We start from the raw sequence: 11166 nt of genomic DNA, 5'->3' as shown, positions 1-11166 counted from the left end.
ATTCGTGCCTTGCCGGTCGCACCGAAACCAGCCAGTCTTCTCGCGCAACCGCCGGGAAAGGACGCAGTCATGGCAGAGCACGGATACGAGAGTGGACGGCTGGACCTGCCCTTCGTGGGCATCCCGACGTTCGGAAAGCGCCCGCACATCGCCGACTGGACGTCGATAGACGCCGATGCCGCGATCCTCGGCGCACCCTTCGATGCCGGCACGCAGTGGCGCCCCGGCGCCCGGTTCGGACCGCGTGGCGTGCGCGAGGCCAGCACGCTTTTCAGCTTCGGACATGCCGGAGCCTACGATCACGAGGATGACGTGACCTATCTGCCCGGCGACGTGCGGATCGTCGATATCGGCGATGCCGACATCATCCATACCGACACGATGCGCAGTCACGCCAATATAGAGACCGGGGTGCGCGCCATCCTTGCCGCGGGGGCCCTGCCCGTCACCATAGGGGGCGACCATTCGATCAACATACCTTGCGTAAACGCCTTTGACGATCAGGGCGACATCCACATACTTCAGATCGACGCCCACCTGGATTTTGTCGATGAACGACACGGGGTGCGTTTCGGCCACGGCAACCCGATGCGGCGCGCTGCCGAGAAAGGCTTTGTCACCGGCCTGACGCAACTTGGCATCCGCAACGTCAGTTCGACCGCGAAAGAGGGCTATGACGACGCGCGTGCCATGGGCGCCGATATCCTTTCGGTGCGGCAGGTCCGGGCGCTCGGGGCCGTCGCCACCGCGGCACGCATCCCCCGGGGCGCGCGGCTCTACATCACCATCGACATCGACGCGTTCTGCCCCTCCATCGCGCCAGGCACCGGCACGCCCAGCCATGGCGGATTCCTTTATTACGAGGTACTGGAACTCTTGCAGATCGTGGCACGCGATCACGAAGTGACGGGGATCGACCTTGTCGAGGTCGCCCCGGTGTATGACCCGACCGACAGCACCTCGATTCTCGCGGCGCAACTGCTTCTCAACATGCTGGGGTTCATCTTCCATGCCCGTCAGGCATGAGACGCCCCTCGCGTCCGGGCGTACCGCCCCGGTGACGCTCCGTCACCATATTTTGACGGTTGCGGGCTGTTCGGGCGCCGCGAAAACCTTATGGTCGCCCCCAGTATCCGCCACAGCAAGAGGCCCCAATGTCGCAAGATCCTCTCGTCGTCTTCACCCCGTCGGGCAAGCGCGGGCGTTTTCCGAGTGGTACGCCGGTCCTGACCGCCGCGCGGCAACTCGGTGTCGACCTCGATTCGGTCTGTGGCGGCCGCGGCATCTGCTCGAAGTGTCAGATTACGCCAAGCTACGGCGAATTCTCCAAGCATGGCGTGACGGTCCACGAGGACGCGCTTTCGGACTGGAACAAGGTCGAAGAACGGTATGACCAGAAGCGCGGCCTGAAACCGGGCCGCCGCCTTGGCTGCCAGGCGCAGATCATGGGCGACGTGGTGGTGGACGTACCGCCCGAATCCCAGGTGCACCGCCAGGTGGTGCGCAAGGCGGCCTCGGCCCGCGTGATCGCCATGGACCCGGCCACGCGGCTTTACTTCGTCGAGGTCGACGAGCCCGACATGCATGAGCCCACGGGCGATCTGGAGCGGCTTGAACGCGCCCTCCGGCGCGAATGGGGTATCGAGGCGATCCGCTGCGATCAGACCCTTCTCACCCGGATTCAGCCGGTGCTGCGCAAGGGCAAGTTCCAGGTCACTGTGGCACTGCACAAATCCCACACCGACACAATCGCTCGCGTGGTCGAGATCTGGCCCGGCCTTCATGAAAGCGGGCTTTACGGTCTGGCCATCGACCTTGGCAGCACCACCGTCGCCGCGCACCTCACCGATCTCGACACCGGCGAAGTAAAGGCGTCAGCGGGCATCATGAATCCGCAGATCCGTTTCGGAGAGGACCTGATGAGCCGGGTCAGCTACGCGATGATGAACCCCGGCGGGGAAAGGGAAATGACCGCCGCCGTGCGCGATGCCCTGAACACGCTTGCCTTGGAAATCTCCGCCGAGGCGGGGATCGAGCCGCATCTCATCGTCGAGACGGTTTTCGTGTGCAACCCGGTCATGCATCACCTTCTGCTGGGGATCGACCCGGTGGAACTTGGCCAGGCGCCCTTCGCGCTGGCCACCTCCGAGTCGATCTCGATGGATGCGCGCGATCTGGACCTCACAGCCATCAACCCGCGCGCAAGGACTTACATCCTGCCCTGTATCGCCGGGCATGTCGGCGCGGATGCAGCCGCCGTGGCGCTGAGCGAAGAACCCGGCAAATCCGAGGATCTGGTTCTGGTCGTCGACGTCGGCACCAACGCGGAGATCCTGCTTGGCGACACATCGCGCGTGCTGGCCTGCTCGTCGCCCACCGGGCCGGCCTTCGAGGGCGCGCAGATCAGCTCGGGTCAGCGTGCCGCGCCCGGCGCGATCGAGGCTATCCGCATCGACCCCGAAACCAAGGAACCGCGGTTCCGGGTCATCGGCAGCGACAAGTGGTCCGACGAGGATGGATTTGCCGAGGAAACAGCCGCCACCGGCATTACCGGCATCTGCGGATCCGGCATCATCGAGGCGGTGGCGGAACTGCGCATGGCCGGGCTCATGGACGACAGCGGACTGATCGGTTCAGCCGCCGCCACCGGCACCCCCCGCTGCGTGGCCGAGGGGCGCACACATGCCTACCTTGTTCACGACGCCAGCGCCGAAGGCGGGCCGCGCATCACCGTCAACCAGGGCGATATCCGTGCCATACAGCTTGCCAAGTCGGCGCTCTATGCGGGTGCACGGCTGTTGATGGACGAGCGTGGGGTCGACAAGGTGGACCGCGTGGTTCTCGCCGGGGCATTCGGTGCCCATATCAGCCCCAAACACGCGATGGTACTGGGCATGATCCCCGATGTCCCCCTGGACAAGGTCACCAGTGCCGGAAATGCCGCGGGCACCGGCGCACGCATCGCGCTTTGCAATGTCGGTGCCCGGATCGAGATCGAACGCGTCGTGCGCCAGATCACGAAGGTCGAAACGGCCATCGAGCCACGGTTCCAGGAACATTTCGTCGCCGCCAACGCGATCCCGCACAAGACCGACCCGTTTCCGGAACTCAAGAAGATCGCGCCGTTGCCCGAAGTCAGCTTCAACACCGGCAGCGGCGGGGACGGCGCGGAGGGAGGGCGCCGCCGGCGTCGCCGCAAGGTTTGACGATGGAACGTCCGCCGGCAAACAATCTGACCGGGGGCAAAAAACGACCGGCGGCCGAGCCGTCCCTGCCGGGCGTCAGTGCGTGACGCTTTTACCGTCACCGGCAGGATACCGGCGCTGTAGCGTGTTGCATTCAATCGGAAACGGTCCGCAGACGGACGTGTGACTCCGATCCGGCGCAACGCAAACGATTCCGGCCCTGTCGAACACCGCACATGCCGGCGATCGGTACCCATGCACCGCGCTGCCGATGCACCCGGCCACCAAGTAAGGTATCGGGTCAGGTGTTGGAACTCCAGAAACAGCGGTCGAAATCGACGTATTTCAGCATGTCCTCGGTCTTTCCCACCGGCACAAGACGCGAACATCCCTCGAAACCGTCCGCCTCCTCGTAGACAGAAACCGTCCCGGTGGCGCCGGGGGCGCCTTCGATGCACAGTTTCTCGCCCGGGGCGAGGAACCCGGTGCGACGCTCGGCACCATCCGCCTCGACCGCGAAGAAGTGCTCGTGCGTGTTGCGGTTGCGGACGCAAAGCCGCGTCTCGGCGGTCTGCGCCTCCGGCGCGGCCACGCCGGCCGATGCCTGCTCTTCCTCCGCCGCTGCGGGCGCGTCACTGAACGTGGCCAGATACGCGATTACGTCGCGCCTGTCCTGCGCGTCCTTGAGACGGAAGCGCATCTTGGCCTTGGCGCCGGGGTCATCTAGATAGGCGCGCAGGAAATCCCGCGGCCCGGCAAGGTACTCGAACAGCGCGTCCTCGCTCCAGACAAGGCCCGCCTCGCCGGCCGCGATCATGTCATCGCCGTAACGGTAGCCCTCGTAGCTGCCAGCCTGCCGGCCGATGACACCGCTCAGCACCGGACCGACCCGGTTGCTGGCCCCCTCGCCGACCTGATGACAGGCCGAACAGCGCTTGAATGTCCTCTCTCCGGCCGTCGCATCACCAGCCCCGTCATCAGCGGCCATCGCCGGCCCCGCCATCGCGATCCCCAGACCTATTACCCATTTCCTCATCGATTACCCTCCGGTTTTGCCTGAAATGTTTCGTCTTCCGGGCCGGCGCGGTCAAACCCCGGGCCGGGAAAGTTTCTACACAAACAGGTGATCGCATTGTGACCCCGGCGGAGCGGGAAACACGTTAGGGTTCCGCCGGGAACCAAAAAGACCCAAACTTCGGAGAGGAGACATAGGCATGAAAAGATTTTTGACAGCCGGGGTCGCGGTGCTCGCCATGACGGCAGGGGCTGCGCTTGCACAGGACAAACCATTCGGCACCGACGCCGACGCGGACTACGCCGCCAAGCTCTGGTCGGTGATGGAGGACATGGACATGGCCGGTGACGGCATGGTCCGCAGCTTCCCCTACGAGGGCATGGCACCGCATGGCATGATGCTCGAGACCCTCTACACCTCGGCCACTGTCGACGGGCATACCGGGGATCTGGTGATCAAGCGCAACTACGGCCCCGAAGGCGTGAGCGCCGGCGAGGTTCTGGACGATCCGGGCAAGCATCTGGGCGCCGTCACGGTGATGTTCCGCCGCGAGGCGGGTTTCGATTCGGACAATGCGGACTGGTTCTGGGTCAAGTATCTGCCCGACGGCTCTCTGGACAAGAACCCCAAGGGCATGCGCCTTGCCGGCAAGGTCGCCAAGGGTGCGGACCAGGGATGCATCGCCTGCCATTCCGGCGCAGGTGATGACATGCTCTTCACCACCGACCACCTGAGCGCGCAGTAACCGCAAGCGCGATGAAACAGTCCCTGCCCGCTGCACTGGCGGCGGGCGGGTGACGGCGTGCGAATCGTCGCTTGCAAATGCGCCGCCCTGCTGTCCAAGGCATTCACGCAGAATTCCAGGCCAGTTCAGCCGTCCGATGAATTCGGAACGGAACGAATCCCTGCCGGCCGTCAATACCCGTGCTACCCTCCTTGCAACGCGATTTGCGCGCCACAGGCCGTTTGCCTCCGGCCTTTCCGGTGTTGGGTAACGTCAGGAAACCGCGCTGCGCGAAATGCTCCGGAGTGTCGGTGGCGCGTGGACGGCTGCGGTTCACTGCCTCAGCAAGCGATCAGAGGATTGACATACCCGCCCTGCCGCTACTTCCTACGGGGACATTGTTCAAAGGAGGTTGACCATGAATGTTCGTATGTCTCTGGCCGTGGCGGCGCTGTCCGTTGCGTCCCCCGCATTCGCCGACAACCACTCGGGCGGTGATGCCGCTGCGGGTGAAAAGGAGTTTCGGAAATGCAAATCCTGTCACATGATCGTGGATGACGAGGGCAACAACATTGTCCGTGGTGGCCGCGTCGGACCGAACCTTTATGGCGTGATCGGCCGCACCGCCGGCAGCGTCGAGGATTTCCGGTATTCCGACCTGCTTGCCGCCGCGGGAGAGGCCGGGCTGGAGTGGGACGAGGCCGAATTCGCGGCATACGTTCAGGATCCAACCGGCTACCTGCGCGAATATACCGGCGAAAGTTCCGGGCGGGGCAAGATGGCCTACAAGGTTCGCGACGAGCAGGATGCGATGGATCTTGCTGCATATCTGGCCACCTTCTCGGACGGGATGGACGACGGCGGCGACGGTTGAACCCGCACGGACCGGCAAAACTGGCGGGGCCCGAACAGGGTTGAGTCTCGGGTCAGGGCGTTCTGTCGCGCGGCGGGGCGCCCTCCCTCCTGGGGAAAACAACCCGGGTTAATGCCCCGTCCTGACAGGGCGGTCACGCACCACGATTGATGTTGCGCCCGGACCGATCGTCCGGTATCCATCTATCCGCTGCGGGTGTAGTTCAATGGTAGAACGGCAGCTTCCCAAGCTGCATACGAGGGTTCGATTCCCTTCACCCGCTCCAGCCTTTCAGGGAAGCCGCGCTTCTCCGTGCGGTTTTCCACCACCCGGTGATCGCCCGCCCTCCGACCTGTCGCGCAGGGGAGTTCCTCGCGCCGGATGCGCGGAATGACGCCACGAAAACCGCGCCGGCATGATACGATCGGAGCCGTCGAACCGCAGGGCAGCTGAACATGCGACTGACAGTCAATGGAACCCTCCACGAGGTCGACGTCGAAGAACGGATGCCGCTCCTTTGGGTGTTGCGCGACGAGCTTGGCATTACCGGCCCGAAATACGGTTGTGGGATCGCGCAGTGCGGGGCCTGCACCGTCCATGTCGACGGGGAAGCGATGCGATCCTGCCAGTTGCCGGTCGCCGATGTATGGGGCGACGTCACCACGATTGAAGGCCTGGGCACTCCGGACGCGCCCCACCCGGTGCAGGCCGCCTGGATCGAACATCAGGTGGCCCAATGCGGGTATTGCCAATCAGGGCAGATCATGGCCGCCGCCGCCTTCCTTGCCCGCACCCCTGATCCGACCGACACCGACATCGACGACGCGTTGAGCGGCAATCTGTGCCGCTGCGGCACCTACCCTCGCATCCGCGACGCGGTTCGAGACGCTGCTGAACGGCTTCGGGGGGGCTGAACAATGGGACGCATCGGCCGCATCGCGCGTCGCAGTTTTCTCATCGGGTCGGTCGCCGTGGCGGGCGGTGTGGCCTTCGGAACCTGGCGCTACCGAACGCCCTACGCGAATCCTTTGCACGAAGGGTTGCCAACCGGCGCGGCTGCGCTGACCCCGTATGTGCTGATCGAGTCCGGGAACATCACCCTGATCACGCCACGCGCGGACAAGGGCCAGGGGGCCTATTCGGCCCAGGCAGCCCTCATTGCGGAGGAACTTGATGTCACGCTGGAGCAGATCCGCGTCGATCCCGGTCCGCCTTCCCGCGCTTACTGGAATACCGCGCTTTCGGAAATGGTGGCCGATTTCACCGCCCCGGGTGACGGCCTGATCAACAGTGCCGCGCACGGCACGCTAGACGCGATGATGAAATTCGCCGGCATGCAGATCACCGGCGGTTCCACCACCGTCGCCGACAGCTTCACCAAGCTGCGCGCGGCCGGAGCCTCGGCTCGGGAGACGCTGAAGGCGGCCGCCGCGGAACGGCACGGCGTGCCCCGCGACAGGCTGAGCACCGGTGAAGGCGCGGTCGTACTGCCCGACGGCACACGCATCCCCTATACGGACCTCGCCGCCCAGGCGGCCCGGATCGAACCGGTCCAGGACGTGCCCTTGCGCGCACCGAGCGAGTGGCGCCTGATCGGAAAGCCGATGCAGCGCATCGACATCATTGCGAAATCCACCGGAACGCTGACCTACGGTATTGATCGCGAGGTACCGGGCATGGCCCATGCCACCGTCCTGCTAAACCCCGCGCAGGGCGGCGCGCGCCACGGCTTTGACGCCAGCGAGGCAAGGGCCATGCGCGGCGTGAAGGCAGTGTTGCCCGTCACCGGGGGTGTGGCCGTTGTGGCCGACAACACCTGGCGGGCGATCCAGGCCGCGCGGCGGGTGCAGGCGGAGTGGGGGGAGGCCGCGTTTCCGCCCACAATGGAGGCGCACTGGCAAACCCTGTCGGATGCCTTCACCGAGGATCGTATCGACAGCCGCAAGCGCGATGACGGCAACGTGGCCGACCGTCTGCAGAACAACGGCATCATCGAGGCGGAATATCGCGCGCCCTACCTCGCCCACGCCCCGCTGGAGCCGATCAGCGCCATCGTCCAGGTCAATGACGGTGGCGCCGAAGTCTGGACCGGCACCCAGATACCGCGCTTCGTGCAGGGCAATGTCGCCGACATCGCCGGCATCCCGTTCGAGGCGGTCACCGTCCATGCCGAATACATTGGCGGCAGCTTCGGTCACAGGCTGGAGGACGAGATCGTTCGCCGCGCAACCGAGGTGGCCGTGCAGTTGCCAGGCACGCCGATCAAGCTCACCTACTCCCGCGAGGAGGACATGAGCCATGAATTCACCCGTCAGATCGCCATGGCGCGGCTGCGGGGCAGCGTACGCGACGGCCAGGTCGATACGCTGGATCTGGGGATCGCAATGCCCTCGGTAATTGCCTCGCAGATGGGCCGCCAGGACCAGCCTGTCCCCGGTCCCGACAGTGAAATCGTGGCCGGTGCCTGGGACCAGCCCTTCGCGGTTCCCAACCAACGGGTCACCGGCTACCGGGCTCCTGAACTGGCACCGATAAGCTCCTGGCGCTCTGTCGGGGCGTCCACGAACGGTTTTTTCTACAACGCCGCGTTGGATGAACTCATTCACGCGGCAGGCGCCGACCCAATGGAGGAACGGCTGCGGCTTTGCGACGACCCGCTTGCGCGCAAGGTTCTCGAGGCGGTGGCGGAAATGTCGGCCTGGGACGGCACGGCGCCCGGCGACGGACGAGGCCGGGGGGTGGCGCTCACATATTCCTTCGGGGTGCCCTGTGCCGAGGTGATCGAGGTCACCGGGACCGGCCGAGGCATTTCGATCGACAAGGTCTGGGTCGCCGCCGAGGTCGGCCTGGTCGTCGACCCGATCAACTTCCGGAACCTGGTGCAGGGCGGGGTGATATTCGGGCTCGGCCATGCGATGAACTGCGAAATCACCTATACCGACGGCGTAGCGGACCAGAACAATTTCCACGCCTATGAAGGGATGCGCCTGCGCCAGTGCCCCGAAATCTCTGTGCGCGGTCTGGAAAACGGCGACAAGATCCGCGGTATCGGCGAACCGCCGGTGCCGCCCGCCGCACCGGCACTGGCGGCGGCGATCTTCGCGGTGACGGGGACCCGTTTGCGGGAAATGCCGTTTTCCCGCCAGGTTGCCTTCGCCTGACGCGCAACCGGCGGCCGGAAGCCGCCCCCGCGCCCTTGCCCCCGGTGCGACACGGTGCTTGAAAGGGCCATGCCCCCCGCATCCCACACCGCCGTTACCTGTGCGCTCCTTGCGCTCGGCACATCCGTGGGGGCCTTGGCGCTGTGGATCGGCCTGCCATTGCCCTTCCTGCTGGGGCCACTGATCGCCGCGGGTCTGGTGGCAACGCTGCTGCCGCACCGGTTGCCGGACGGGTATGGCTTTCCGCCCTGGCTCCGCCTTGGTTTCATCGCGGTGATCGGTTTGATGATCGGAGCGCAGGTCAGCCCGGCACTCTTCGCCAATGTGTCGCGCCTCGCGCTCAGCCTCGGGGCCCTGACCGCGGTGACCCTTGGCGCGCATGCCCTCAATTACGCGATCTTCCGCGGCCTGGGCAGGTACGACCGCGCCACCGCATTCTATGCCGCCACGCCGGGCGGGTTGTTCGAATCCATTGCCCTGGGCGACGAGGCGGGCGCCGATCTGCCGCGTTTGATGCTGCAACAATTCCTGCGCGTGATCGTGGTGGTCACGGCACTGCCCGTCGGTTTGTCCCTATGGCTGGGCGAAGCCGTGGGCAGCGCCGGCGGCATGACCCTGGCCACCACCACGGCGGGATGGGAGGATCTGCCGATCCTGGTGGCCGCCGCCGCGGCCGGCCTCATCCTCGCGCGTCTCCTGCGTCTTCCCGCAGGGCAGATCACCGGGCCAATCGCGATCGCCGCCATGCTGTCGCTCAGCGGTGTCCTTGACCTGGCGCTACCGCAATGGCTGGTCAACCTGGCACAGATCGTGGTGGGCACGGCACTCGGGATGCGTTTCAACGGCCTCGGCCGGCGCCTAATCCTTCGCGGTATCGGCCTATCGCTTCTTTCGGTTGGCGCGATGCTGATCCTCGCGGGGTTGGCCGCGGCGGCATTGATTCCCCTGACGGACGAGCCTCTCGATGTCCTGCTGATCAGTTTTGCGCCCGGCGGCGTGACCGAAATGGCACTTGTCGCGCTCAGCCTGGAGGCCAACCCCGCCTTCGTCACCTTGCACCATGTCTATCGGATCCTGCTGACCGTGACGGGCCTTTCGCTCAGCGCATCCTGGCTCCGCCGGCGCCTTTGAAAGTCTTCTTCGAACCGGTGATCCGTACAATCCCGCATCCTCGGCCCCGCGGGACGGTACGTCGCGCGCCGGATCGGTGCCGCGGCGATCATCGAAGGGGCGGCCGTGCTCCGGGATCCGTCGCCTGTGCGCCTCACGCCCCCGGCAACCCTGCAGAATTCGGCGCCCCCGGGGGGATTCGTCGTCTGAAAGCGCCCGCTCGACAGAGGATGTGATTGCCGATCAAGGGGGCAAGGAGGACGCGCCGGGGGCGCCGGACCTTATTCCGCACCCTCGGTCTCGATCTTCAGATCGTTGCCGCAATGCTTGCAATGGATCGCGTCACGGTCATGCCGGGTCAGCCCGCATTCAGGGCAGGTATGCCGGACCTTGGCAGGCGAAAATATTGCCTTCACGAGCCGCAGGAACAGGCCCACGCCGACAACCATGATCAGGACCGAAAGAAGCCGACCGGTGGGTGTGGTCATGGTTACATCGCCAAACCCGGTGGTGGTCAGGGTCGCAACGGTAAAATACAGCGCGTCCACATAGCTGGTCAGCCCCGGCTCGTCACCGCCGCGCAGCACGAAAACCAGCGCCGTCATCGCGAAGATGAAAACCAGCAGATTGACGGCTGCGATGATTCCGTCCTCATGCAGGCGAAAAACCCGCGAATCCCGCCTCAGATCCTTGAGCAGGTGATAGGAATGGATCAGCCGGAGGGATCGAATGACCCTGAGTATCGCCAATCCCTGCCCGATGAATGGCGCCAATGCCAGCGACGCCAGAACGATGATGTCCACGATCACGTGAACCTGCCGCAGCATGCGAAACCGGTTTTTCGCGATCCACAGCCTTGCCAGGAGATCCAGAAGAATGACAGTGCCCACGACCGCATCGACCACGAGGATCGCGGGGGTCAGCACTGCCGCCGCGGTTGCCAGAAAGAAAATGATCGACGCCGCGTCGAATATCAAAAGGCCGTAACGAAATCGCGTCGCCCTTTTCGAGCGCCCCTCGTAAAGAAGCCTGATCCTGTCCTTCATCCTGCCATCGTCCCGCGCGGCACCGAAATTGAAGGCGATCGGAACCGGTGCACGCCTGCGCGGTTCCGGCCC

General features: G+C 65.1%; 9 protein-coding genes and 1 tRNA gene. 8 read left to right on the top strand and 2 right to left on the bottom strand.

Annotation, left to right across the window (positions count from 1 at the left end; genetic code table 11):
* Positions 1-69 precede the first annotated feature (69 nt).
* Both speB and DQW77_RS01915 read left to right on the top strand, forming a co-directional pair.
* Positions 70-1026 (top strand): agmatinase, encoded by a 957-nt coding sequence (gene speB, locus DQW77_RS01920; RefSeq protein WP_113256485.1) that lies wholly within the window; start codon positions 70-72, stop codon positions 1024-1026.
* Positions 1027-1154: 128 nt separating this feature from the next.
* The gene (locus tag DQW77_RS01915) at positions 1155-3206 is read left to right on the top strand and encodes an ASKHA domain-containing protein (protein ID WP_113256484.1); all 2052 of its coding nucleotides are present in this window, start codon (positions 1155-1157) and stop codon (positions 3204-3206) included.
* 280 nt (positions 3207-3486) lie between these two features.
* On the opposite strand, the gene DQW77_RS18325 is transcribed toward DQW77_RS01915, so the two are convergent.
* A complete protein-coding gene (locus DQW77_RS18325; RefSeq protein WP_220124937.1) occupies positions 3487-4221 on the bottom strand; it encodes a cytochrome c family protein in 735 nt (244 codons plus the stop codon).
* Positions 4222-4399: 178 nt separating this feature from the next.
* Between DQW77_RS18325 and DQW77_RS01905 the strand changes: the two genes are divergently transcribed.
* The 6 genes from DQW77_RS01905 (at position 4400) to DQW77_RS01880 (ending at position 10069) form a co-directional block, all read left to right on the top strand.
* On the top strand, positions 4400-4945 hold the full coding sequence (locus DQW77_RS01905; protein WP_113256483.1) for a hypothetical protein: 546 nt from the start codon (positions 4400-4402) through the stop codon (positions 4943-4945).
* A 397-nt stretch (positions 4946-5342) separates the two neighbouring features.
* Complete coding sequence (locus tag DQW77_RS01900; protein ID WP_113256482.1) at positions 5343-5798, top strand: cytochrome c family protein; 456 nt, start codon at positions 5343-5345, stop codon at positions 5796-5798.
* 191 nt (positions 5799-5989) lie between these two features.
* Positions 5990-6063 (top strand) — tRNA-Gly (locus DQW77_RS01895).
* A gap of 169 nt (positions 6064-6232) precedes the next feature.
* Positions 6233-6691 (top strand): (2Fe-2S)-binding protein, encoded by a 459-nt coding sequence (locus DQW77_RS01890; RefSeq protein ID WP_113256481.1) that lies wholly within the window; start codon positions 6233-6235, stop codon positions 6689-6691.
* A gap of 3 nt (positions 6692-6694) precedes the next feature.
* Positions 6695-8938 (top strand): xanthine dehydrogenase family protein molybdopterin-binding subunit, encoded by a 2244-nt coding sequence (locus tag DQW77_RS01885; protein ID WP_113256480.1) that lies wholly within the window; start codon positions 6695-6697, stop codon positions 8936-8938.
* Between the two features lie 69 nt (positions 8939-9007).
* Positions 9008-10069 (top strand): AbrB family transcriptional regulator, encoded by a 1062-nt coding sequence (locus tag DQW77_RS01880; RefSeq protein WP_113256479.1) that lies wholly within the window; start codon positions 9008-9010, stop codon positions 10067-10069.
* Positions 10070-10329: 260 nt separating this feature from the next.
* On the opposite strand, the gene DQW77_RS01875 is transcribed toward DQW77_RS01880, so the two are convergent.
* Positions 10330-11094 carry an ion channel gene (locus tag DQW77_RS01875; protein ID WP_113256478.1) on the bottom strand — a complete coding sequence of 255 codons (765 nt, stop codon included), beginning with the start codon at positions 11092-11094 and terminating at the stop codon, positions 10330-10332.
* Between the last annotated feature and the right edge of the window lie 72 nt (positions 11095-11166).

This window comes from Roseovarius sp. TE539, assembly GCF_003298505.1.
Lineage (GTDB): Bacteria > Pseudomonadota > Alphaproteobacteria > Rhodobacterales > Rhodobacteraceae > Roseovarius.
Note: the sequence above shows the minus strand (reverse complement) of the source record. Positions and strands in the feature narration are given on the sequence as shown.

Coding starts and splice junctions, on each gene's coding strand:
- speB (WP_113256485.1), top strand. CDS start 70: ATGGCAGAGCACGGATACGAGAGTGGACGGCTGGACCTGCCCTTCGTG.
- DQW77_RS01915 (WP_113256484.1), top strand. CDS start 1,155: ATGTCGCAAGATCCTCTCGTCGTCTTCACCCCGTCGGGCAAGCGCGGG.
- DQW77_RS18325 (WP_220124937.1), bottom strand. CDS start 4,221: ATGAGGAAATGGGTAATAGGTCTGGGGATCGCGATGGCGGGGCCGGCG.
- DQW77_RS01905 (WP_113256483.1), top strand. CDS start 4,400: ATGAAAAGATTTTTGACAGCCGGGGTCGCGGTGCTCGCCATGACGGCA.
- DQW77_RS01900 (WP_113256482.1), top strand. CDS start 5,343: ATGAATGTTCGTATGTCTCTGGCCGTGGCGGCGCTGTCCGTTGCGTCC.
- DQW77_RS01890 (WP_113256481.1), top strand. CDS start 6,233: ATGCGACTGACAGTCAATGGAACCCTCCACGAGGTCGACGTCGAAGAA.
- DQW77_RS01885 (WP_113256480.1), top strand. CDS start 6,695: ATGGGACGCATCGGCCGCATCGCGCGTCGCAGTTTTCTCATCGGGTCG.
- DQW77_RS01880 (WP_113256479.1), top strand. CDS start 9,008: ATGCCCCCCGCATCCCACACCGCCGTTACCTGTGCGCTCCTTGCGCTC.
- DQW77_RS01875 (WP_113256478.1), bottom strand. CDS start 11,094: ATGAAGGACAGGATCAGGCTTCTTTACGAGGGGCGCTCGAAAAGGGCG.